Origin of the sequence: Aeromonas sp. S15(2024), from assembly GCF_041402265.1 — a bacterium.
Classification (GTDB): Bacteria; Pseudomonadota; Gammaproteobacteria; order Enterobacterales; family Aeromonadaceae; genus Aeromonas; species Aeromonas dhakensis.
Genome location: NZ_JBGLQY010000003.1, coordinates 113,525 through 137,028 on the forward strand (window position 1 = coordinate 113,525; position 23,504 = coordinate 137,028).

Annotated in this window: 17 protein-coding genes; 11 read left to right on the top strand and 6 right to left on the bottom strand. The window is 60.0% G+C overall.

The genetic code is table 11. From position 1 onward, the window contains the following. Positions 1-113: 113 nt before the first annotated feature. The 6 genes from ACB033_RS07890 to ccoN all read right to left on the bottom strand — a co-directional run bounded on the left by ACB033_RS07890 (position 114) and on the right by ccoN (position 6,449). Positions 114-2,513 carry a heavy metal translocating P-type ATPase gene (locus tag ACB033_RS07890; protein ID WP_139725519.1) on the bottom strand — a complete coding sequence of 800 codons (2,400 nt, stop codon included), beginning with the start codon at positions 2,511-2,513 and terminating at the stop codon, positions 114-116. 92 nt (positions 2,514-2,605) lie between these two features. Continuing rightward, a complete protein-coding gene (locus ACB033_RS07895) occupies positions 2,606-3,094 on the bottom strand; it encodes a FixH family protein (RefSeq protein WP_017782879.1) in 489 nt (162 codons plus the stop codon). Between the two features lie 118 nt (positions 3,095-3,212). Further along, positions 3,213-4,202, bottom strand: a complete 990-nt coding sequence (ccoP, locus tag ACB033_RS07900) for a cytochrome-c oxidase, cbb3-type subunit III (protein ID WP_017780111.1) — start codon at positions 4,200-4,202, stop codon at positions 3,213-3,215. After that, a complete protein-coding gene (locus tag ACB033_RS07905) occupies positions 4,202-4,381 on the bottom strand; it encodes a CcoQ/FixQ family Cbb3-type cytochrome c oxidase assembly chaperone (protein WP_005300779.1) in 180 nt (59 codons plus the stop codon). The genes ccoP and ACB033_RS07905 overlap by 1 nt, the downstream gene beginning before the upstream one ends. 12 nt (positions 4,382-4,393) lie before the next feature. Beyond that, positions 4,394-5,008 carry a cytochrome-c oxidase, cbb3-type subunit II gene (gene ccoO, locus ACB033_RS07910; RefSeq protein ID WP_005300783.1) on the bottom strand — a complete coding sequence of 205 codons (615 nt, stop codon included), beginning with the start codon at positions 5,006-5,008 and terminating at the stop codon, positions 4,394-4,396. A 16-nt stretch (positions 5,009-5,024) separates the two neighbouring features. After that, the gene (gene ccoN, locus ACB033_RS07915) at positions 5,025-6,449 is read right to left on the bottom strand and encodes a cytochrome-c oxidase, cbb3-type subunit I (protein WP_005300785.1); all 1,425 of its coding nucleotides are present in this window, start codon (positions 6,447-6,449) and stop codon (positions 5,025-5,027) included. Between the two features lie 283 nt (positions 6,450-6,732). Between ccoN and ACB033_RS07920 the strand changes: the two genes are divergently transcribed. The 11 genes from ACB033_RS07920 to ACB033_RS07970 all read left to right on the top strand — a co-directional run bounded on the left by ACB033_RS07920 (position 6,733) and on the right by ACB033_RS07970 (position 23,469). Continuing rightward, positions 6,733-7,191, top strand: a complete 459-nt coding sequence (locus ACB033_RS07920) for a hypothetical protein (protein ID WP_010634019.1) — start codon at positions 6,733-6,735, stop codon at positions 7,189-7,191. A gap of 109 nt (positions 7,192-7,300) precedes the next feature. Then, a complete protein-coding gene (locus ACB033_RS07925) occupies positions 7,301-7,759 on the top strand; it encodes a GAF domain-containing protein (protein WP_005300791.1) in 459 nt (152 codons plus the stop codon). Positions 7,760-7,860: 101 nt separating this feature from the next. After that, positions 7,861-8,499, top strand: coding sequence for an RNA chaperone ProQ (gene proQ / locus ACB033_RS07930; protein WP_005300795.1), 639 nt, complete (start codon positions 7,861-7,863; stop codon positions 8,497-8,499). A gap of 8 nt (positions 8,500-8,507) precedes the next feature. Further along, positions 8,508-10,523, top strand: coding sequence for a carboxy terminal-processing peptidase (gene prc, locus ACB033_RS07935; RefSeq protein ID WP_371140435.1), 2,016 nt, complete (start codon positions 8,508-8,510; stop codon positions 10,521-10,523). 133 nt (positions 10,524-10,656) lie between these two features. After that, positions 10,657-13,281, top strand: a complete 2,625-nt coding sequence (pepN, locus tag ACB033_RS07940; protein WP_371140436.1) for an aminopeptidase N — start codon at positions 10,657-10,659, stop codon at positions 13,279-13,281. 71 nt (positions 13,282-13,352) lie between these two features. Continuing rightward, a complete protein-coding gene (locus ACB033_RS07945; protein WP_005300804.1) occupies positions 13,353-13,574 on the top strand; it encodes a DUF2835 domain-containing protein in 222 nt (73 codons plus the stop codon). Between the two features lie 278 nt (positions 13,575-13,852). Next, entirely contained in the window at positions 13,853-18,715 is a 4,863-nt protein-coding gene (locus ACB033_RS07950) for an NAD-glutamate dehydrogenase (protein ID WP_371140437.1), read from the top strand. Positions 18,716-18,762: 47 nt separating this feature from the next. Beyond that, complete coding sequence (gene pyrD, locus ACB033_RS07955; RefSeq protein WP_139430844.1) at positions 18,763-19,773, top strand: quinone-dependent dihydroorotate dehydrogenase; 1,011 nt, start codon at positions 18,763-18,765, stop codon at positions 19,771-19,773. An 87-nt stretch (positions 19,774-19,860) separates the two neighbouring features. Further along, positions 19,861-20,397 (top strand): cell division protein ZapC, encoded by a 537-nt coding sequence (locus ACB033_RS07960; protein WP_042051824.1) that lies wholly within the window; start codon positions 19,861-19,863, stop codon positions 20,395-20,397. 673 nt (positions 20,398-21,070) lie between these two features. Then, positions 21,071-23,239, top strand: a complete 2,169-nt coding sequence (rlmKL, locus tag ACB033_RS07965; protein ID WP_371140438.1) for a bifunctional 23S rRNA (guanine(2069)-N(7))-methyltransferase RlmK/23S rRNA (guanine(2445)-N(2))-methyltransferase RlmL — start codon at positions 21,071-21,073, stop codon at positions 23,237-23,239. Further along, positions 23,239-23,469: a glutaredoxin family protein gene (locus tag ACB033_RS07970; protein ID WP_024941800.1), complete on the top strand. Its 231-nt coding sequence runs from the start codon at positions 23,239-23,241 to the stop codon at positions 23,467-23,469. The genes rlmKL and ACB033_RS07970 overlap by 1 nt, the downstream gene beginning before the upstream one ends. Positions 23,470-23,504 lie beyond the last annotated feature (35 nt).

Here is a 23,504-nt window from a genome sequence, read left to right on the forward strand (position 1 = left end):
CCTTGCAATAAGAGGGGTCATGGTACACCCGTTGGTGGCCGCAGGCCCGTCGATTTGAGGGTGAAGGGAGCAAGGCCCGCTCCCTTCACCCTGTCTGTCCCTGTGGCCACGGCTCAGCGGTTGAGCCGCATGGAGTTGGTGACCACGATGAGGGAGCTCAGCGACATGCCCGCCGCCGCCACGTAGGGGGGCAGCCAGCCGCTCGCCGCCAATGGCAGCACCAGCAGGTTGTAACCGATGGACCAGGCGAAGTTCTCCTTGATGATCTTGCGGGTGCGCAGCGCCAGGGCGCGGGCATCCAGCAGGCGGGAGAGATCGTCGGCCAGCAAGATGGCGTCGGCGCTGTTCTTGGCAAGATCGGTGCCGCCGGCCATGGCGAAGGAGGCATGAGCGCCGGCCAGCACAGGGGCGTCGTTGATGCCATCTCCCACCATGATGCTGATGTCGCCGCGGGCTTCGTGCTCCTTGAGATAGGCCAGCTTGCCATCCGGGGTGACGCCTTTGACCAGCTCGTCGACCCCCAGTTCGCGGGCTACCTCGTCGGCCTGGGCCGAGCTGTCGCCGGTGAGAATGGTGGTCTTGAGACCGGCCGCCTTGAAGGCCTGGATCAGCGCCTTCGCATCCGGGCGCAGGGTGTCGGTCAGCAGGAAGCGGGCGAGCGCCTGATCCTCGTCGGCCAGATAGATGACCAGCCCGTCCGCTTGCGCTTCGTGGGCATCGCTGATGCCGAGCCAGCGGGCACTGCCGAGCCGATAGTGACGTCCCTCGATCACCCCTTCGATACCGTGTCCGATGACGGGGCTCACCTTGCTGGCCGCCAGCAGCACGGCGTCGTCTGCGGCGTTGCTGCGAAAGGCGCGGGCGATGGGGTGTTCGGAATAGGCCTCCAGGGCACGGGCGATGGCAAGGCTGCGCGCCTCGTCGAAATTGCCCAGGGCCTCCGTGCTGGTCAGGCTGATGTTGCCCGTGGTCAGGGTGCCTGTCTTGTCCATCACGATGCGGTTGGCCCGGGTCAGCACGTCCAGCACGTGGCCGCGGCGCAGCAGGATGCCGGCCCGGGTCAGGCGGGCGGTGGCCGAGGTGAGCGCGGTGGGAGTGGCCAGCGACAGGGCGCAGGGGCAGGTCGCCACCAGCACCGCCAAAGTGACCCAGAAGGCCTGCTCCGGCTGATGGAAGTGCCAGAAGGTCCATACCCCGGCGGCGATGAACAGCAGCACCAGAATGAAATGGCGGGAGAGCACATCCGCCATCTGGGCGATGGCCGGTTTGTCGTCCAGCGCATGATCCTGCAGCCGCATGATCTGGGCCAGGCGCGACTCTTCGATACGATGACTGACCCGGATCTCCAATGGGGCGTCGGTGTTGATGGTGCCGGCGTAGACGGCATCTCCCGCCTGCTTGAGCAGTGGCAGCTGTTCGCCGGTCAGCATAGATTCGTTGAGACTGGCCTGCCCAAGCAGGATGATGCCGTCCGCCGGCAGGGTGGCCCCCGCCAGCACTCGCACCCGATCGCCAACCTGCAGCGTCTTGGCCGCCACCTCGTGTTCGCCATCCTCATCGAGCCGGGTGGCCATGATGGGCACCAGCCGCGCCAGGTTGGAGCTCGACTCGGAGGCCTTGCGTCTGGCCCGCAGCTCGAGGAAGCGCCCCAGCAGCAGGAAGAAGACGAACATGGTGATGGAGTCGTAATAGACCTCGCCGGTGTTGAACACGGTGGCCCACATGGAGGCGACGAAGGCGCCGATCAGTGCCAGCGACACCGACACGTCCATAGAGAGGTGTCCCTGCTTGAGGCTGCGCCAGGCGCCCACGTAGAAGGGCTGGGCCGAGTAGATCATGATGGGGGTGGAGAGCAGCAGACTTATCCACTTGAAGTAGACCATGAACTCCTCTTCGACACTGATGAAGAGATCCATGTAGAGCGCCACCGCACACATCATCACCTGCATGGAGCCGAGCCCCGCCAGTGCCAGCCGGAACATGTAGCTGCGCACCTCTTTGGCGTAGAGCGCTTCCTGCTGGTGAGTCTGGAAGGGGTAGGCGCGATAGCCAATCTTGGCAAAGCCTTTGAGGATGTCGCTCAACGAGAGCCGGTCCGGATCCCACTTGATGCGGGCTCTGTGGGTGGTGGTGTTGACGTTGATGTAGTGCAGCCCGGTCAGGTTGCCCAGATGGCGTTCGATGAGCCAGGCACAGGCGGCGCAGGTCAAGCCTTCCACCGTCAGCTGGATCTCGCGCACCTTGTGACTACCGGTGGCGCTGTCGGTGACAAAATCCTGCTGTACTTCGGCCAGATCATAGTGGGTGAGGGCGGCGAGCTCTGCGGGCACCAGCTCGCCTTTGGTGCCGGGAGCGGTGCGGTGCTCATAGTAGCTGGCCAGGCCGCATTCGAGAATGGTTTCCGCTACCGCCTGACAACCGGGGCAGCACATGGGTTGGACTATGCCTTTTATCTCGAGGGCATAGCGGCTGCCGGCGGGGACCGGCTCACCACAGTGAAAGCAGCCGCTCATGACAGCTGGCCGCAGGCTACCCGGCCTGTCGGCAGAAACAGTGAAGCGCCGGTTGCTGCCGGCGTGTCATGGTGAACAGGACGGCTCATGACTCAGCGTCCTTTGGGATCGAGTTCGACGGGGGCCTTGGTGGGGAGCTGGACAGTCTCTTGCAGCCGCCATTCGTGGTTGAAGGCATCCACCCGCACATGCCACTTGCCGGTGAGGGGCTTGTCGAGCAGCAGGCGATAGACGCCGTTGCCGTCGGCGGTCACCATGTGCTCGCTGTCCATGCCGGCGAGGGTGGGGTGAAACAGGGAGAGGTAGAGCGCCTGGCCGGCCGGGATATCCCCCGACAGCGGCTTGAGGGTCAGCTCGTTGCCGTTGACCTCCAGCGCGATGTGGATGTTGAGGGCTTCGGCGCGATCAAACTTGCTGAGATCCTGATTAATCTCTTTGCCTTGCTTGTAATAGTCTTCGGCCACCAGATTGACGCCATCCTTGCTGGCGATGATCGCCGTACTGATGCTGCCGATCACGGCGGCGGTCGGGAGGGCGATGATGAACCAAGGCCAGAATTGGCGATACCAGGGTTGGGACATAGTGCTACTACCGTGAAACCAGTGGTTAACGAAACAGAGGAAATTCAGTCAACACAAGATAACAAAAAGCCTCGAAGAGTCGAGGCTTTTTGCTGAGTAATCACGTGTTTATCACATGTTACTGCTTATTTTGCTGGTCGTTGTGGGACAAGCTGTAAACGTAGGAGGCGAGCAGGTGCACCTTGTCTTCACCCAGAATATCTTTCCAGGCCGGCATCACGCCGTGACGACCGTGGGTGATGGTCTGCTCGACCACCTGACGGGAACCGCCATAGAGCCAAGTGTTGTTGGTGAGATCCGGTGCCCCGAAGGCGATGCCGCCCTTGGCGTCCGGACCGTGACAGGCGGCGCAGATGGTGAAGCGCGCTTCACCCTTCTTGGCTTCCACCATGTCCACCTTGCGACCGGAGAGGCTCAGCACGTAGGAGGCCACTTCGCGGACCCCGTCCTTGCCGAGGATCTCGCCCCAGGCGGCCATCACGCCCTGACGACCGCCCATGATGGTGGTCTTGATCTGGTCGGGCGCGCCGCCCCATTGCCATTCGCTGTCGGTCAGGTTCGGGAAACCGCGACCGCCGCGGGCATCGGAGCCGTGGCATTGAGAACAGTTCTGCAGGAACAGACGCTGACCCACCTTGCGGGCTTCCGGATCGGCGGCGATCTCCTCGATGGCGCGATAGGTCTTGCCATCGGCCTGATAGGCCAGCTCACGGAACTTGGCGCCGTAGATCTCGTCAGCCTTGACGAGCTCGCGATCGTATTCCACCGCACGCCCTTCAGCCTTGGCGGAGGCTGCCGCTGCCTTGGACTCGGCCAGTGAGCGTATGTCCTGGTTGGAGCTCTGCCAGCCCAGCACGCCCTTGAAGTTGCCAAGGCCCGGGAAGGCAATCAGATAGACCAGACCGGTGACGATGAAGAAGAGGAACATGTAGGTCCACCACTTCGGCAACGGGTTGTTGATCTCTTCGATACCGTCGAAGGCGTGCCCCATGGACTTGCCCTCTTCCACGCCCATCTTGTCGCGCAGGCACCATACCAGCAGCAAGAAGCAGCCGAGGATGGTCCCCAGACTGATGACGGTCACAAAAATGCTAAACAAAGTGCTCATTATTGTTTCGCTCCTGCGTTCTTGTTATCAGCACTGGGTTGCTCGTCGTCGGCAAATACCAGATTGGCAGCCTCGTCGAAGGAGGTCTTGCGGCGCTTGCTGTAGGCCCAGACGATGATGCCGATCATGATGGCCATCAACAGCAGGGTATACAGGCCGCGAAAAGTGCCGTAATCCATATCCTGACTCCTTTATTTCAGGGCATGGCCCAGTGATTGCAGATAGGCTACCAGCGCATCCAGCTCGGTCTTGCCCTTCACGGCCTCACCGGCCCCCTGAATGTCGGCATCCGTGTAGGGTACGCCGAAGTGATCGCGGAACAGGGCCAGCTTCTTGCCGGTCAGCTCACCGGTCAACACGTTGGTGTCGAGCCAGGGGAAGGCGGGCATGTTGGACTCGGGCACCACGTCGCGCGGGTTGATCAGGTGGGCACGGTGCCAGTCGTCGGAATAACGACCGCCAACCCGGGCCAGATCCGGACCGGTTCGCTTGGAGCCCCACAGGAAGGGGTGCTCCCAGACGCTCTCACCGGCGACCGAGTAGTGGCCGTAACGCTCGGTTTCGGCGCGGAACGGACGGATCATCTGGCTGTGGCAGACGGTGCAGCCTTCGCGGATGAAGATGTCGCGCCCTTCCATCTGCAGGGCGGTATAGGGCTTGAGGCCCTCGACCGGCTCAGTGGTCTGCTTCTGGAAGAACAGCGGGGTGATTTCCACCAGGCCCCCCAGGCTGATGGCAAATATGATGCCGACCACCAGCATGGGAACGCTCTTTTCAAAGATCTCGTGACGGTTATTGTTGCTCATGCTTTGACCTCTTCAATCATGCTGGCTGTGCGACAGGTTCCAGGGAACCTTTGGGCGCAGTGATGGTGCGATAGGCGTTGTAGGCCATCAGCAACATGCCGGTGACAAAGAAGCAGCCACCCAGGAAGCGCACGAAGTAGAAGGGATAAGAGGCCTGCAGCGCTTCTACGAAGCTGTAGGTCAGGGTGCCGTCGTCGTTGACCGCACGCCACATCAGACCCTGCATCACACCGGAAATCCACATGGCGACGATGTAGAGCACGGTACCCACGGTTGCCAGCCAGAAGTGGACGTTGATGAGCTTGATGCTGTACATGCGGCCCTGGCCGAACAGGTTCGGGATCAGGTGGTACACGGCACCGATAGATACCATGGCAACCCAGCCCAGCGCGCCGGAGTGGACGTGACCTATTGTCCAGTCGGTGTAGTGGGAGAGGGCGTTGACGGTCTTGATCGCCATCATGGGGCCTTCGAAGGTGGACATGCCGTAGAACGACAGGGACACGATCAGGAAGCGCAGGATGGGGTCGTAACGCAGTTTGTGCCAGGCACCGGAGAGGGTCATGATGCCGTTGATCATGCCGCCCCAGGAGGGGACGAACAGGATCAGGGACATCACCATGCCGAGGGACTGTGCCCAGTCAGGCAGGGCGGTATAGTGCAGGTGGTGCGGACCGGCCCAGATGTAGAGGGAGATCAGCGCCCAGAAGTGAACGATGGAGAGACGGTAGGAGTAGACCGGACGACCCGCCTGTTTCGGTACGAAGTAGTACATCATGCCGAGGAAGCCGGCAGTCAGCAGGAAGCCTACCGCGTTGTGGCCATACCACCACTGCACCATGGCATCCATGGCGCCGGAGTACATGGAGTAGGACTTCATGCCGGAGAGCGGCACTTCCATGTTGTTGACGATGTGCAGCACGGCCACCGTGATGATGAAGGCACCGAAGAACCAGTTCGCCACATAGATGTGGGAGGTGGTGCGCTTGACCAGGGTGCCGAAAAAGACCACGGCATAGGCGACCCAGACGATGGTGATGGCGATATCAATCGGCCATTCCAGCTCTGCGTACTCCTTGGAGGTGGTGTATCCCAGCGGCAGCGAAATGGCGGCAGAAAGGATGATGGCCTGCCAGCCCCAGAACACGAAGGTCGCCAGCGGGCCACCAAACAGTCGGGTTTGACAGGTGCGTTGCACCACATAGAAGGAGGTCGCCATCAGGGCGCTACAGCCAAATGCGAAGATGACCGCGTTGGTGTGCAGAGGGCGAAGGCGACTGTAAGTCAGCCAGGGAGTATCAAAGTTGAGGGCAGGCCAGATCAACTGGGCTGCAATCAGTACGCCAACCGACATGCCGACAATTCCCCAGACAATCGTCATGACGGTGAACTGGCGAACAACGGTGTAGTTGTACTCAGGATGGTTAGTTGTATGGCTCATCGTTGTATTCCGCTTCCGATGCTGCTGTTGTTTGATTTTGTGTCCAGTGAGGTGGACCGACTTCATTGGCTACTGCCTTTTCTCTTGTTAACAACTGTTAATAAAAGGAAAAGCAAAAAGTAGCTAAATGAAAATTCAATGGGAATGATACTGAACTGACAGGTAAAATAACAGTATAAACAGTGATATATTTGGCTCCGTTGGGTCTCGCCTGTTCAATTATTTACCTTGCGCGAGATCACGAAAATGTCATTTTTCAGACATCTTACAAGGTTGTTTTTTCATGAAAGAGAGACTCACTTCACGCAAAATTATTCATTTGGCGATCGTGTTGACTATTTTGCTCGGTTTGGTTGCCTATCGAACCTGGTTCGATGGCGCGCAGACGGCGATGGCAAGCTCGGAAAAAGATCAGATTTGTGATCTGTCCCACAGCTCATGCCCCCTGCAGGCGGGGAATAAGCCGCTGACCGCCCGCATTGCCTCGCTGCCGGTACAGGCCGAACGTGACTTCGTGATACAGCTTCAGGGCGGCGATCCGGCCGTCACGCCGGTGAAGGCGTGGCTGGAGGGGCGGGACATGTTCATGGGGACCATTCCGGTCACCTTTGAGGCCACAGCCCAGGGCTGGCAAGGGACGACCCTGGTGGGATCCTGCACCTCGCCGATGATGGTCTGGCTGCTCAATATCGAGTGGAGCAATGGCCAGCGCCAGCAACTGGCGCTCTCCGTCGCCCGCTGAGAGCCTCCTTCTGAGGTGCAAAAGGAGGGGGCAAGGTGAAAATTGATTTGAATTTTTCAGGCAGGGCGTTACCTTGCACTGATTGTCAGGGAGTGAAGTTCATTTAATCATGATTGAAAAACAAGCATTTTATCGCACGCTCAACCAGCAGGCCCAGGCATTGCTGGAGGGAGAGCCGGATCTCATCGCCAACCTGGCCAACCTGTCCGCCCTGCTCAATCAGGAGCTGACCGACATCAACTGGGTCGGCTTTTACCTGTTGCAGGGGGAGACCCTGGTGCTCGGCCCGTTCCAGGGCAAGCCGGCTTGCGTACGCATTCCGGTCGGGCGCGGGGTATGCGGCACGGCGGTGGCCGAGGGCAAGACCCAGCTCATCGACGATGTGCACCAGTTTGAGGGGCATATCGCCTGCGACGGTGCCAGCAATGCCGAAATCGTGATCCCGTTGCGTCGGCGTGGCGAGATCATTGGCGTACTGGATATCGATAGTCCAATCTTTAACCGCTTTGACGAGCAGGACCGGATTGGCCTCGAAGAAACGGTGCAAATTTTGGAAAGCATGCTCTAAGTCATTGCTTGATGGTTCGCAAAAGGCCCCAAGCTCTCTATAATGGGGCCTTTGTTGTGCTCGGGCGTGCCCGCGCGTTTATATGAAAGCCAAGGTTATACATGGAAAACACTGAGAAGCTGAAGAACAGTAAAGAGATCGTTGCCTACCTGGTCGAGAAATTCCCGGCCTGCTTCATCGCTGAAGGAGAGGCCAAGCCGCTCAAGATTGGCATCTTCCAGGATTTGGCCGAGCGTCTTGCTGACGACGCCAGAGTCTCCAAGACCATGCTGCGCTCCGCTCTGCGTCAATACACCTCCAGCTGGCGTTACCTGCATGGCCTCAAGGCCGGCCAGGCCCGTGTCGATCTGGACGGCAACCCGGGCGAGCTGCTCACCGAAGAGCACATCGAGCACGCCAAGCAAGCCCTGAAGGAGAGCAAAGAGCGTGTCTTTGCCAGCCGTCGTACCAACAATAAAGAAGAGAAGGCCAAGCAGCCTCGTCGTCCTGCCCCGCGCAAGGCCGATGCCGCCGCCAAGTCCAGCAAGCCGAAAGCCGCTCCCAAGGCTGCTCCGGTTGCTGACGAGGCCCCGTTGGTCAAGGTGGATGCCGCTACCCTGAAAGTAGAACAGGGCGTGCGCGTGGTGCTGGGCAAGTCACCGGTACCGGCCACCATCAAGGAAGTGACCAAGGATGACGTTCAGGTTCAATTGCAGACCGGCATGATGCTGCGGGTCAAATTCGAGCACCTGGTTCTCTAAGGAGACAAATGTTGAAGCATGGCGTAATTCGTTTTTCCCTCGTTGCCTGTAGCCTGGCGCTTGCCGGGCTTGCACAGGCCATCGAGCCGGTGCTCAAGGAAAGTGATTTGCCTGTGTTGGCTCAGGAGAGCCAACATGCTACGGCTAGCAAGCGAATTGCCAATCTGTTTACCCGCTCGCATTACAAGCAGTTCAAGCTGGACGATGCCTTTTCCTCCGTGATCTTTGACAAGTATCTGGAGAATCTGGATTACAGCCGCAACCTGTTTCTGGCCTCTGACATCAGCCGTTTTGAAAAGTACCGTACCGGCTTTGACACCGACCTCGAAAGAGGGCGGCTGGCACCGGCCTACGAGATGTTCAACCTGAGTCAGCAGCGGCGTTATGAGCGGTTCGAATACGCCCTCAAACTGCTCGATACTCCTTTCGATTTTACCCAGCCCGACAACTACGTGTTTGATCGGGAAGGGGCGGACTGGCCGAAAGACGAGGCCGAACTCAACGAGTTGTGGCGCCAGCGGGTGAAGTTCGATGCCCTGAGCCTCAAGCTCAGCGGCAAGGAGTGGCCCGAGATCAAGGAGCTGCTCGGCAAGCGTTACAACAACGCCATCAAGCGGATGTCCCAGACCGAGAGCGAGGATGTATTCCAGCTCTTCATGAACTCCTTCGCTCGCGCCATTGAGCCGCACACCAGCTATCTGTCTCCGCGCAGCGCCGATCGTTTCAACACCGAGATGAACCTCTCGCTGGAGGGGATTGGGGCCGTGCTGCAGGCCGAAGATGACTTCACCGTCATTCGCTCCCTGGTGCCCGGTGGCCCGGCCGCCAAGTCCAACCACCTGAAACCGGACGATAAGATCGTCGGGGTAGGGCAGGACCACGGCAAGATTGTCGACGTGATCGGCTGGCGTCTCGATGACGTGGTCGAGCTCATCAAGGGGCCCAAGGGCAGCAAGGTGAAACTGGAGATCCAGCGTGGCAAGGGCGCCAGCGCCAAGACCGAGCAGATCGAGCTGGTACGTGACAAGGTACGTCTGGAAGACAGGGCAGCTAAGTCCAAGGTGATCACCGCCGAGGGCAAGAAGATCGGCGTGCTCGAGATCCCGAGCTTCTACGTCAACCTGCACGACGACGTGATCAAGGAGCTCTCCAGCCTCAACAAGCAGAAGATCGAGGGGCTGATCGTCGATCTGCGTGGCAACGGCGGCGGTGCGCTGACCGAGGCCTCTGCCCTGAGCGGCCTGTTCTTCGCGAGCGGTCCGGTGGTGCAGATCCGGGATCACATGGGCCGCATCACCGTCAACGGTGACGACGACGGCAACGTCTACTACGGTGGCCCCATGTCGGTGATGATCGACCGCTACAGCGCCTCGGCCTCCGAGATCTTCGCCGCCGCCATGCAGGATTACGGTCGCGCCCTGATCCTCGGCGAGAACTCGTTCGGCAAGGGCACGGTGCAGCAGCATCGCAGCCTGGCCAAGGTCTATGACTTCTACGAGCAGCCGCTGGGTCACGTGCAGTACACCATCGCCAAGTTCTACCGGATCAACGGTGGCAGCACCCAGAACAAGGGCGTCGCCCCGGACATCAGTTTCCCCACCGCGGTGGCACCGGAAGAGACGGGCGAGAGCCGCGAGTTCAACGCCCTGCCGTGGGACAAGATAGCGTCGGCCAAGTACGACAAGCTCGGCAACTTTGCCAGCTTGCTGCCCAAGCTGCAGGCGGCCCACGAGGCGCGGATCAACAAGGATCCGGAGTTTGCCTACGTGATGCAGGACATCGCCGAGTACAAGGAGGAGAAAGACAAGAAGTCGGTCTCCTTGAACGAGGCGGAGCGTCTGGCGGATCAGGCCAAGCAGGACGAGAAGGCGCTCAAGCGCGCCAACGAACGCCTGACTCGCCTGGGCAAGCCGACGGTGAAGAGCCTGGACGATCTGCCTGCCGATTTTGAGGCTCCCGACGAGTATCTGGTCGAGGCTGCCAACATCACGGCGGATCTGGCCAAGCTCAGCAAACGCGGCTGAACAGGGACAGCCAATTAATCAACAAGGGCGACTTCGGTCGCCCTTTCCTTTGCCTGAATGCAAACTATTTGACCCTGCCAACCGGTTATGACAGCCTCTGACACGTCAATAACAAGCGTGGAAGCAAACAATAATGACCGATCACTCCCAGGCCATGACGGCCAAATATCGCCAGGATTACCAGGCTCCGCTCTACTGGTGCGACAGCATCGACCTCGATTTTCAGCTGCAGGAGCCGCAGACCCGGGTCACCGCCATCTCGCGGCTGCGTCGCAACGGCGACCACAAGGAGCCGCTGGTGCTGGATGGCGAAGGGCTGGTCCTGCACGCCATCAGCGTGGACGGGGTTGCCTTTACCCAGTACGAGCAGGGTGAGAGCAGCCTGACCCTGTTCAACCTGCCGGCAGAGTGTGTGCTGACCATAGTCACCGACATCAACCCGGCCGCCAACACCGCGCTGGAAGGGCTCTACAAATCCGGCGATGCCTACTGCACCCAGTGCGAGGCGGAAGGGTTCCGACGCATCACCTATTACATGGACAGGCCAGACATCCTGGCCCGCTACAGCACCCGCATCACCGCCGACAAGGCCAAGTATCCTTTCCTGCTCTCCAACGGCAACAAGGTCGACAGCGGCGATCTGGGTGATGGCCGTCACTTCGTGCAGTGGCAGGATCCCTTCCCCAAGCCGAGCTACCTGTTTGCGCTGGTGGCCGGGGACTTCGATGTGGAGCGCAGCCACTACACCACCAAGAGCGGCCGCAAGGTGGCCCTCGAGATCTTCGTCGACAAGGGCAACCTGGACCGCGCCGGCTTCGCCATGGAGAGCCTCATCAACTCCATGCGCTGGGACGAGCAGCGCTTCGGCCTCGAGTACGACCTCGACATCTACATGATCGTGGCGGTGGACTTCTTCAACATGGGCGCCATGGAGAACAAGGGGCTCAACATCTTCAACTCCAAGTTCGTGCTGGCCAACCCGGCTACCGCCACCGACAGCGACTACCACGGCATCGAGCGGGTGATCGGCCACGAATACTTCCACAACTGGACCGGCAACCGCGTTACTTGCCGCGACTGGTTCCAGCTCAGCCTGAAAGAGGGGCTGACGGTGTTCCGGGATCAGGAGTTCTCCTCCGATCTGGGTTCGCGCGGGGTCAATCGCATCAACAACGTGCGCACCGTGCGCGGCCCGCAGTTTGCCGAGGATGCCGGCCCCATGGCCCATCCCATCCGCCCGGATGTGGTGATCGAGATGAACAACTTCTACACCCTGACCGTCTACGAGAAAGGCTCGGAAGTGATCCGCATGCTGCACACCCTGCTGGGTGAGGAGGCCTTCCAGGCGGGCATGCGACTCTATTTCGAGCGCTTTGACGGTCAGGCGGTCACCTGCGATGACTTCGTGCAGGCGATGGAGGATGCCTCCGGGGTGGATCTCGGTCGCTTCCGTCGCTGGTACAGCCAGTCCGGTACCCCCGAACTCACCGTGTCCGACGAGTACGATGCCGACAGCGGCGTCTATCGCCTGCACGTGAGCCAGCACACCCCGCCGACCCAGGATCAGCCGCAGAAACTGCCGCTGCATATCCCCCTCGACATCGAACTCTATGACGAGCAGGGGGCCATCATCCCGCTGCAGTACCAGGGCAAGGCCATCGGCAACGTGCTGGACGTGCTGGAAGCACAGCAGACCTTCGTGTTCGACAAGGTATCGGTCAAGCCGGTGCCCTCCCTGCTGCGAGACTTCTCGGCGCCGGTCAAACTGCATTTTGACTACAGCGACGAGGCGTTAGCCTTCCTGATGCGCCATGCCCGCAACGAGTTTGCCCGTTGGGATGCGGCGCAGATGCTGATCAACAAGGCGGTGATCGACGGTGTGGCCCGGACTCAGCGAGGGCAGGGGGTTGATGTCTCCCGGACCCTGCTGGCGGCCTTTGTCGCCATCCTTGACGACGAGGGGCTCGACCCCGCCCTCAAGGCGGAGATCCTGGCGCTGCCGGGTGAAGCGACCCTTGCCGAGCTGTTCGAGGTGGCCGACATCGATGCCATCCATCAGGTGCGCAACGAGATCCAGACCTCGCTGGCCCAGGCCTTCGGGGCCCGTCTGGTGGCCTGCTACGAGAGTTTGCGCCTGCCGGCTGATCAGGTGGTGCACGCCGACATGGCCAAGCGGGCGCTCAAGGGGGTCGTGCTGGGCTATCTGGCGGCCCTCGATGCCGGCAGCGCCGATCTGCTGGTGCGCCAGCAATATGCGGCTGCCGACAACATGACCGACACCCTGGCGGCGCTGCAGGTGGCCAACAGTCATCTGCTGCCGTGCCGCGCCGAGCTCTTGGCCGATTTCGAAGGCAAGTGGGCCAAGGACGGACTGGTGCTGGACAACTGGCTGCGGCTGGTGGGTGCCAAGCCGGCGGAAGACGTGCTGGAAGAGGTGAAGCAGGCGATGGCGCACCCCACCTTCAGCATTCGCAACCCGAACCGGTTGCGGGCGCTGGTGGGCAGCTTTGCCATGAACAACCAGGTGCAGTTCCATGCGCGCGATGGTCGCGGCTACCGCTTCCTGACCGATCTGCTGATCGAGCTCAACGAGGTCAATCCGCAGGTGGCCTCCCGCCTCATCACTCCGCTCATCCAGTTCAAGCGGCTCGATGAGGGGCGCAAGGCGTTGATCCGCACCGAGCTGACCCGTCTGGCCAACCTCGAGGGGCTGGCGCGGGATCTGTTCGAGAAGGTGAGCAAGGCGTTGCAGCAGTAAGTCCGAGCGGGTGGGGGAGTCATCTCCCGCCCTTTTACCGTGAGCCTTCAACCACGACCAGAGGAGTCATCGTGAAGCAGTTTACCTTTCGCCTCTCATTGAGCCATGACGAGGTCATGCTGATGTACCAGGGCCATGCCAAACGGCTGGTGGTGCGCAGCGAGCAGGGGCTGACCCTGGAACTGGGCATTGAGAAAATCCGGCCCTTCGTCGCCATCAGCGGGGTACATGGCTACTTTCGCCTCAAAACCCAGGACGATTATCGCTTTATCAGCCTCGAACGCATAAATTAACAAAACTCGAACATATTTCCGCGTAATTCACTGCTTTAAGTCACTATCTATCCGGTAAATCCGTAACCATCCAGTGGGATTTTCTGTTTTTTGCCAGAACGGCAAAATTTTTCACAGCTTAAGGCGTGATCTGTCCCTTGTTTTTAACAACTCATTATCACCTTTGCTCGCCTTCCTTGATCCAAGACATTACACTTCGCAGCAACTCTGTACCGGTGGGCATCCAGGGTGGATGTCTCTGTGTCGGTGGTTAATGTCGTCCGATAAGGAATATAGAAATGGCATTGAAAGACGCCCCTACCTCAGTTCTGCTCGAAAACGTTCTCAGCCTGATCCATCAGAAGTTGCCCAAGAAGAGTGCCTCCCTGGTCGAGTGCTTCGTCGCCAAGTTCTACGGCAACATGGCGAGCACCGATCTGCACGATCGCAATGACAGCGATCTCTATGGCGCCGCGCTCAGCCTGTGGAATGCGCTCAACCAGCGCACCAGCACAGAGCCCTATATCCGGGTCTACAACCCCGAGCTGACCCGCCACGGCTGGCAGTCTCCCCATACCATCGTCGAAATCATCCTGCAGGACTCCCCCTTCCTGGTGGATTCCATCCGCATGGCGCTCAAGCGCCGGGGCATCACGGCGCACATGATGCTGCACCAGCCGCTGCACCTCATTCGCGGCAGTGAAGGCAAGATCAGCGCCATTCTGGATCTGGACAACACGGCCGAACAGACCTCCGTCGAGACTGCCTTCCTCATCGAAATCGATCACCTCACCAGTGAGGAGCAGATGGAAGGGCTGACCGCCGAGCTCAACTCCGTCGCCGGTGAAGTGGCCCTGGCGGTCGGTGACTGGCAGCCCATGCTGGCACGCCTGAACGAGATCATCGACGAGCTGCCCAAACGCAAACACCCGGTCAGCAAGGCCGAGGTGGACTCCTGCGTCGCCTTCCTCAAATGGGTGGCCGCTCACAACTTCACCCTGATGGGCTATCGTCGCTACGACGTCAAGGCGGTGGAGGGGGATCACGAGATCCTGCCGCAGCCGGATTCGAGCCTGGGTCTGATGAAGAACTCCATCAAGGATGAGGGGCAGCGCCTGGGCACCATGCCGGCCAGTGCCCGTCACGCGGCCCTGAGCTCCTCCCTGCTGATCCTCACCAAGTCCAACAGCAAGTCACGGGTGCATCGCCCGGCCTATGTGGACTACATCGGCATCAAACGCTTCGACGAGCACGGCAAGGTGGTAGGGGAAGATCGCTTCATCGGTCTGTATGCCTCCTCCATCTACAACACCAGCGCGACCCAGATCCCGCTCATCAGCCACCGCCTCGAGCGCATCATGGCCGCTTCCGGTCACGAGAAGGGTTCCCATGCCTACAAGGCGTTGCTGAACGTGCTGGAAACCTACCCGCGCGATGAGCTGATCCAGGCTCGCGAAGAGGAGCTGCTGGCCACCGGTCTTGGGGTGCTGGAGATGCAGGAGCGCGACATGCTGCGCCTGTTCGTGCGCCGCGACGTCTACGGCCGCTTCTTCTCCTGTATGGTCTATGTCACCAAGGAGCGCTACAACACGGCGCTGCGGGTCAAGACCCAGCAGATCCTGCAGAAGTATTTCGGCAGCAGCGAAGAGGTGGAGTTCAACGTCTACTTCACCGAGGGCGTGCTGGCACGGACCCACTACATAGTGCGGGTCAACAACAACAACGTGGATGTGGATGTGAACGAAGTACAGAACAACCTGATTGAAGCGGCCCGCAGCTGGGATGACCGTCTGGACTCCGTGCTGCTCTCTCACTATGGTGAAGCCCGTGGCAACGAACTGCGCCGCCGTTTCAGCACCGCCTTCCCCCGCGCCTACAAGGAGGACGTGCTGCCGGGTTCCGCCGTGGCCGACATCATGGAGCTGGACAACCTGAGCGAAGCCAATCCGCTCGGCATGCTGTTCTACCGTGCCCAGGAGGAGGAGAACGATCGCCGGGTACGCCTCAAGCTGTTCCACCGCACAGAACCCATCCACCTCTCCGACGTCTTGCCCATGCTGGAAAACATGGGGCTGCGGGTCATCGGTGAGACCCCGTATCAGGTGCGCACCCCGGCGGGCGACATCTTCTGGATCCTCGACTTCTCCATGCTGCTGCATGGGGAGCAGCCGTTCGATCTGGAGCAGAGTCAGCAGCGCTTCCAGCAGGCTTTCGCGGCCATCTGGAACAAGCAGCTGGAAGATGACGGCTTCAACCGGCTGGTGCTGGGTGCCGGCCTCACCGGTCGTCAGGTATCCGTGCTGCGCGCCTATGCCAAATACATGCGCCAGACCGGCGTCTCCTTCAGCCAGTCCTATATCGAAGAGACCCTGACCCGCTACCCGGATATCGCCCAGCTGCTGTTCACCCTGTTCGAACAGCGCCTGGATCCGGCCGGCAAGCAGGACGCCAAGGTGCCATCGCAAGATGCCAAGGCATCCGCCAAGCTGCACGAGCAGCTCGCCGCCAAGCTCGATCAGGTTGCCAACCTGGACGACGATCGCATCATCCGCCGCTATGTGGAGATGATCGATGCCACCCTGCGCACCAACTACTACCAGCTGGACAAGGCGGGCAACATCAAGCCCTACGTCTCCTTCAAGCTGGCCCCCTCCAGCATCACCGACATGCCGTTGCCGCTGCCGAAGTTCGAGATCTTCGTCTACTCGCCGCGGGTGGAAGGGGTGCACCTGCGCTGGGGCAAGGTAGCCCGTGGCGGTCTGCGCTGGTCCGATCGCAAGGAGGACTTCCGTACCGAGGTGCTGGGTCTGGTAAAAGCCCAGCAGGTGAAGAACACCGTCATCGTGCCGGTGGGAGCCAAGGGCGGCTTCTACTGCAAACAGATGCCGGCGGGGGCGCCCCGTGCCGTCATCCAGGAGGAGGGCAAGGCCTGCTATCGCCTGTTCATTCGTGGCCTGCTGGACGTGACCGACAACATCATCGGTGGCGAGGTGATCCCGCCCAAATCCGTGGTGCGTCACGACGAGGACGACTACTACCTGGTGGTGGCCGCCGACAAGGGTACCGCGACCTTCTCCGACATCGCCAACGAGATAAGCCTCGAATACGGCCACTGGCTGGGCGATGCCTTTGCCTCCGGCGGCTCGGTCGGTTATGACCACAAGAAGATGGGCATTACCGCCCGTGGCGCTTGGGAGTCGGTCAAGCGCCATTTCCGTGAGATCGGCGTCAACTGCCAGACCACCGACTTCACCTGCGTCGGCATCGGTGACATGGCCGGCGACGTGTTTGGCAACGGCATGCTGCTCTCCGAGCACACCCAGCTGGTGGGCGCCTTCAACCACATGCACATCTTCGTCGACCCGACCCCCAATGCGGCCAAGAGCTTCGTCGAGCGCAAGCGCCTGTTCGAGCTGCCCGGCTCAAGCTGGGATGACTACAACCGGGAGCTGATATCACAAGGGGGCGGCATCTTCCTGCGCTCGGCCAAGTCCATCAAGCTGAGCCCCGAGATGCAGACCCTGCTCGGCACCGACAAGGCCAGCATGGCCCCGAACGAGCTGATCAAGGCCCTGCTCTGCCTGAACGTCGATCTGCTGTGGAACGGCGGCATCGGTACCTATGTGAAGAGTGCCCGCGAGAGCGATGCCGAAGTGGGCGATCGCAGCAACGACGTGCTGCGGGTCAACGGTCGCGATCTGCGAGCCCGCATCGTGGGTGAGGGCGGCAACCTGGGCTTCACCCAGCTCGGCCGGGTGGAGTACGCCAGCCAGGGCGGTCGCATCAACACCGACTTCACCGACAACGTGGGCGGGGTGGATTGCTCCGATAACGAGGTGAACATCAAGATCCTGCTGAACCAGCTGGTGGCGGCTGGCGATCTGACCCTAAAGCAGCGCAACCAGATGCTCTATGAGATGACCGACGATGTGGCGCAGATTGTCATCACCAACGCCTATCGCCAGTCCCAGTCCATCTCGGTGACCAGCTTCCGCGGCGCCGAGCAGCTCAAGGAGCAGCAGCGCTTCATCCAGGGGCTGGAGCGGGAAGGCAAGCTGGACCGCGGCCTCGAGTTCCTGCCCTCCGACGAGGAGCTCTCCGAGCGGATGGCGGCAGGGCAGGGGCTGACCCGACCTGAGCTGGCGGTGCTGGTGGCCTACGGCAAGATGGTGCTCAAAGAGCAGCTCAACTGCCCGGAAGTGACCGATGAGCCCTTCCTCGCCAACATGCTGGTGACCAGCTTCCCGGCCAAACTGCAGCAGCAGTTCGGTGCAGCGTTGGCCCAGCATCCGCTGCGCGGCGAGATCATCGCGACCCGGGTGGCCAACATGCTGGTCAACGACATGGGGCTCAACTTTGCCAGCCGGATGAAGGACGAGACCGGTGCCTCGGTGGCGGAAGTGGCCTGCTGCTTCGCCATGGCGCGCGAGGTGTTTGGCCTCAACCAGCTGTGGCGCGACATCGAAGGGTGTGACAACCTGGTGGATGCCCAGACCCAGCTCGAACTGATGTTCTACAGCCGTCGCATCGTGCGCCGTGCCACCCGCTGGTTCCTGCGCGCCCGCAACCGCAGCTGGAGCATCAGCGAGAACATCGCCTTCTTCCGTCCGGCCTTCGAGACGCTGGGTCAGCACCTCTACGAGGTGATGGACGAGAGCGAAGTGGCCGAGCACCAGCAGGCGGTCGCCGCGCTGGTGGCCAAGCAAGTGCCACAAGCCATCGCCCGTCAGGTGGCCCACATGAGCAGCCTCTTCTCCAGCCTGGACCTGGCGCAGATTGCCGCGGAGCACAAGACCGACATCCTGCGCGCCGCCAACGTCTACTATCGCCTCGGCGCCAAGCTGGATCTGCACTGGTTCCTCGACCAGATCAATCACCAACCGGTGGGCAACCACTGGCAGGCGATGGCACGGGCCTCCTTCCGCGAAGATCTGGACTGGCAGCAACGCAGTCTCACTTCCGTGGTACTGGAAGGGTGCAAAGATCAGGGAGAATGCGCTACCATACTGGCCGACTGGATTTCGGAGCATGAGCAACTCTTGTCCCGTTGGACCCACATGTTGGCCGACTTCAAGACCACCAGCACTCACGAGTTCGCCAAGTTCTCGGTGGCCTTGCGAGAGTTGAACCTGCTCCAGTTGAATTGCCGAACCTCGGCATAACCCCAAAAGCCCCGGCCAGTTGCCGGGGCTTTTTTTAAGGAGCAAACATGCTGTACCCTCTCGCCAGGCATTTCCTGTTCAAGCTCAATCCGGAACAGGCGCACGATCTCTCCATCAAATATTTGCCCCGCCTTCTCGGTACACCGCTCGATTGTTTCTTCCGCCACTCCCTGCCAAAACGCCCCGTCACCGTCATGGGGCTTTCTTTTGCCAATCCGGTGGGTCTGGCGGCCGGGCTCGACAAGGACGGTGAGTGCATCGATGCCTTCGGGGCCATGGGATTCGGTTTTATCGAGGTCGGTACTGTCACCCCCAGACCCCAGAGCGGCAATGACAAGCCCCGTCTGTTCCGGGTCATTCCAGCCGAGGGGATCATCAACCGGATGGGCTTCAACAACAAAGGGGTCGACCACCTGGTCGCTCAGGTCAAGCAGGCCAAATATCAGGGGGTGATCGGCATCAATATCGGCAAGAACAAGGACACCCCCATCGAGCAGGGCAAGGATGATTATCTGATCTGCATGGACAAGGTGTATGACCACGCCGGTTATATCGCCGTCAATATCTCTTCCCCCAATACCCCTGGGCTGCGTTCGTTGCAATATGGCGAGGCACTGGATGAACTGTTGGCCGCTCTCAAGGTTCGTCAGCAGGAGCTGGCCACACAATATAAGAAATACGTGCCGCTGGCCGTTAAAATAGCCCCGGACTTGACCCCGGATGAAATTAATCAAGTCGCCGCATCCTTGATAAAAAATGGCATCGATGGCGTGATTGCCACCAATACCACCCTCGAGCGCGACATGATTTATGACATGCCCCATGCCGGTGAAGCGGGGGGGCTCAGCGGCCGCCCTCTGCAGCACAAGAGCACCGAGGTGATCCGCCAGCTGGCCAAGGCGCTGGATGGTGCGCTGCCCATTATCGGGGTCGGCGGCATCGACAGCGCCATGGCGGCCCGCGAGAAGCTGGCGGCGGGTGCCAGTCTGGTCCAGATTTATAGCGGTTTTATTTATAAGGGCCCGGATCTGGTCAAAGAGATTGTGACCCATATATAAGAAATAAATCGGTGCCCTTTATTTAAAGTTGCTGAAATTCTCGACATGGAATAAAGTCGAGTAACGACTTCCAGTAAGGGCACCTCCATGTGTATCCAACCCAATGACAATTGGCAGTGGCATTATGATGCTCATGATGATCGTCTGATGCTGGATTTATCCGATCGCATGATATTTGCCACCGAATATAAAGGGCGGCAATTGGTGCCTAGCTCCTTCACCATCCAGCCGTTTTGTGTGGATGATGCCGCGCTCTATTATCAGCTGATGGACAGGGTGGCAGAACTGGAGTGGAGCGTGCCCCATCAGGTGCAGCTGGTCCTCAATGCCATCGCCGTCAGCCGCTTTTACAAACCCTTGATGCCACAAAGCTGGTTCTTTGGCGAAACCCATCCGGTTATCACTCCGGAAACCGGTGCACTGGTGTGCATGGGCACGCCTCATGGCAAGGGGGAGTTTCTGGTGATTGAAGCCGGCGATCAGGCCAGCGTCTGTTTGAACCTGACCGACGATCTGATATTGACCACCAGCAAGACACTACCCCGGTTTGGCGTCATCAAGGTGATGAACAATCGCATGAGCCAAAGACCCGCGGCTCAGGCGCAATATCGCCAAGTTGGTTGACAGTTAACTTGGCTAGGTGCACTGGTTTTTTACTCTGTCATAGTTCGCTATCACGTATCTCCCTTGTTAATCCTGCCTCATCCTGACCAGCCCCATTATTCTTTTCGCGTTATCTGCTCGTATGAAAAAATGCCCTCACGTCAATTTGAGGCGAGGGCGACAAACACACACTACAGGAGGAATAAGCTGTTGTATCAACAACACGGAACTATTCTAAAACCTGTAGTTTCTCTTGAAACCTGATAGATATGACAGGCGGGGCAATGTCGGCATAAGCGGTAGGGGATGTAAAAAATAGCCCTCCCGTTTACGGACGATAACGGGAGGGCAAAGCACGGGGTTTACAGAAAGGACTTGCTCTGTCGTGAAGAATAATAACGATTTGAGTTTTGTTTGACTCCTGTCAGATGTGGCAATTTAGAATAGGGCGAGGGGAATATATATCCGGATAACGGATCAAGACTTGCTCGCAAAATAGTCGATGCTGCTTTTTGTGCCATCACTCGCATTGGCGTTGCGTGTGCTGTCGTTACGGAGTCACTCGCTTGTCATCAATGTCACCATTACCGGCCTTCATCCCGTGCAGGCGCAACCACAGCCTCAGGGTCAACTGCGCGCTCTTTATGCAGACATGCCCAAGCTTTTGCTGCTCCGGATCGCCGCTTAAGGTATAATGCGGCACTATTTTTATGGCTTCCCCGTGAGCGTGATGAAAGAATTTTTTGCAACCTGCCCCAAGGGGCTGGAAAACCTGTTGGCCGTCGAGCTGACCAATCTGGGTGCAGAGCAGGTCCGCGAGACCGTGGCCGGCGTCCATTTCTGCGGCGAGCTGGCCATCGGTTACAAGGCCTGTCTGTGGAGCCGTTTTGCCTCCCGCATCGTGCTGGTGCTCTCCGAGTTCCAGATGAACGACGATCTGGACCTCTATCTGGGCGCCCATACCATTCCCTGGGAAGAGCACTTCTCCGGCACCGCCACCATAGCGGTGGATTTCACCGGTACCAACGCCTCCATTCGCAACACCCAGTACGGCGCGCTCAAGATCAAGGACGCCATCGTCGATCGCTTCACCAAGCGTGGTCATGTGCGCCCGGACGTGGACAAGAAATCCCCGGACATTCGCATCATGGCCCATCTGGGCAAGGGCAAGGCCAATATCACGCTGGACTTGTCAGGCCCAGCGCTGCACCAGCGCTTCTATCGTCAGGGCACCGGTGAGGCACCGCTCAAAGAGAACCTGGCCGCGGCCATGATTGCCCGTAGCGGCTGGGCCGGTGAGCCCATGATGGATCCCATGTGCGGTTCCGGTACCCTGCTGATTGAAGCGGCCTTTATCGCCGCCGACATGGCGCCGGCCCTGCGCCGCGAGCGTTTCGGTTTCGATCGCTGGCTGCAGCATGACAGCGAACTGTGGCAGAGCCTGATGATGGAAGCGCAAGTGCGAGCCAAGCGTGGCATGCAGCGCTGCGAGACCAAGCTGTTTGGTTGCGATGCCGACTCCCGCGTGCTGCTCAAAGCCCGTGACAACGCCAAAGCCGCCGGCGTGGCCCACCTCATTACCTTCAAACAGGCTGATGTCACTGCCCTTGAAAATCCGTTGCCCATGGCCGCGGAAGGGGAGACCCGTCAGGTCGGCATGCTGATCTCCAACCCGCCCTATGGTGAGCGTCTTGGTGAGTTCCCAGCGTTGCTGGAAGTGCATCAGGCCCTTGGCGATGCCCTGCGTCGCAGCTTCCAGGGGTGGAAAGTCTCGATCCTTTCTGCATCCCCCGAGCTCTTGAGCTGTCTGCGCCTGCGCGCCGACAAGCAGTATCGTCTGTTCAACGGGGCGCTCGAGTGTCAGCTGCGCAACTACCAGATCGCACTGGACTCCGTGGCCTCCCAAAAAGAGGTAGCGCAAGACTTTGCCAACCGTCTGCGCAAGAATCTGAAGGCCCTTGAGAAGTGGGCGAAGAAAGAGAACCTCGACTGTTACCGTCTGTATGACGCGGACCTGCCGGAGTACAACGCCGCCATCGACCGCTATCAGGACTATCTGGTGGTGCAAGAATATGCGGCGCCCAAGGACATTCCCGCCCAGAAGACCCGTCAGCGTCTGCTCGACATGGTTCAGGCCGCCATCAAGGTGACCGGCATGGACGGCGAGAAGGTGATCCTGAAGGTGCGCGAGCGTCAGGAGGGCAAGCAGCAGTACCAGAAACTCGGTGAAGAACAGCACCGGATGGAGGTACAGGAGTACGGGGCACGCCTCTGGGTCAACCTCTACGACTATCTGGATACCGGCCTGTTCCTCGATCACCGTCAGACCCGCCGCATGCTGGGTCAGATGGCCCGTGGCAAGCGCTTCCTGAACCTCTTTGCCTACACCGGCAGTGCCACCGTGCACGCAGGTCTCGGCGGTGCCAGCGAGACCACCACAGTCGACATGTCCCACACCTACCTGAACTGGGCGCAGGACAACATGCGTCTGAACTCGCTGGTGGGGCGTCAGCACAAGTTCGTGCAAGCCGACTGCCTGAAGTGGCTCTCCGAGGCGGACGAACAGTTCGATCTCATCTTCATCGATCCGCCCACCTTCTCCAACTCCAAGCGGATGGACGAGAGCTTCGACGTACAGCGCGATCACCTGCTACTGATGCAGCATCTGAAGCGTCTGCTGGCGGCCGGTGGCACTCTGGTCTTCTCCAACAACAAGCGCCACTTCAAGATGGATCTGGCCGGTCTCGAGGCCATCGGTCTCAAGGCCCAGAACATCACCGGCAAGACCCGGCCGAAGGATTTCGAGCGCAACCAGCATATCCACAACTGCTGGATCATCACTCATGCCGAGGCCCAAGGCTGATGCTGACCCTGTTTCACACCGACGGTTGCCACCTGTGCGAACAGGCGTGGGGGCTGGTGGAGCAGGCCGGCCTTGCCGGCAGGACCCGCCGCTGCGACATCCTGGATGACGCCGACTGGCTCGAGGCCTACCGGGTGCGCATTCCGGTTGTGCGCGACGAGGCCGGGCGTGAACTGGGTTGGCCCTTTACCCTGACGGAGCTGCAAGCGTGGCTTGCCGCCCGGGAGTAGTGGGCGATTTGACGATGAAACGGGGGGAGACTCAG

Coding starts and splice junctions, on each gene's coding strand:
- ACB033_RS07925 (WP_005300791.1), top strand. CDS start 7,301: ATGATTGAAAAACAAGCATTTTATCGCACGCTCAACCAGCAGGCCCAG.
- pyrD (WP_139430844.1), top strand. CDS start 18,763: ATGCTGTACCCTCTCGCCAGGCATTTCCTGTTCAAGCTCAATCCGGAA.
- proQ (WP_005300795.1), top strand. CDS start 7,861: ATGGAAAACACTGAGAAGCTGAAGAACAGTAAAGAGATCGTTGCCTAC.
- ACB033_RS07950 (WP_371140437.1), top strand. CDS start 13,853: ATGGCATTGAAAGACGCCCCTACCTCAGTTCTGCTCGAAAACGTTCTC.
- ACB033_RS07920 (WP_010634019.1), top strand. CDS start 6,733: ATGAAAGAGAGACTCACTTCACGCAAAATTATTCATTTGGCGATCGTG.
- ACB033_RS07960 (WP_042051824.1), top strand. CDS start 19,861: ATGTGTATCCAACCCAATGACAATTGGCAGTGGCATTATGATGCTCAT.
- ACB033_RS07895 (WP_017782879.1), bottom strand. CDS start 3,094: ATGTCCCAACCCTGGTATCGCCAATTCTGGCCTTGGTTCATCATCGCC.
- ACB033_RS07905 (WP_005300779.1), bottom strand. CDS start 4,381: ATGGATTACGGCACTTTTCGCGGCCTGTATACCCTGCTGTTGATGGCC.
- ACB033_RS07890 (WP_139725519.1), bottom strand. CDS start 2,513: ATGAGCGGCTGCTTTCACTGTGGTGAGCCGGTCCCCGCCGGCAGCCGC.
- ccoN (WP_005300785.1), bottom strand. CDS start 6,449: ATGAGCCATACAACTAACCATCCTGAGTACAACTACACCGTTGTTCGC.
- prc (WP_371140435.1), top strand. CDS start 8,508: ATGTTGAAGCATGGCGTAATTCGTTTTTCCCTCGTTGCCTGTAGCCTG.
- ACB033_RS07970 (WP_024941800.1), top strand. CDS start 23,239: ATGCTGACCCTGTTTCACACCGACGGTTGCCACCTGTGCGAACAGGCG.
- ccoP (WP_017780111.1), bottom strand. CDS start 4,202: ATGAGCACTTTGTTTAGCATTTTTGTGACCGTCATCAGTCTGGGGACC.
- ccoO (WP_005300783.1), bottom strand. CDS start 5,008: ATGAGCAACAATAACCGTCACGAGATCTTTGAAAAGAGCGTTCCCATG.
- rlmKL (WP_371140438.1), top strand. CDS start 21,071: ATGCGGCACTATTTTTATGGCTTCCCCGTGAGCGTGATGAAAGAATTT.
- pepN (WP_371140436.1), top strand. CDS start 10,657: ATGACCGATCACTCCCAGGCCATGACGGCCAAATATCGCCAGGATTAC.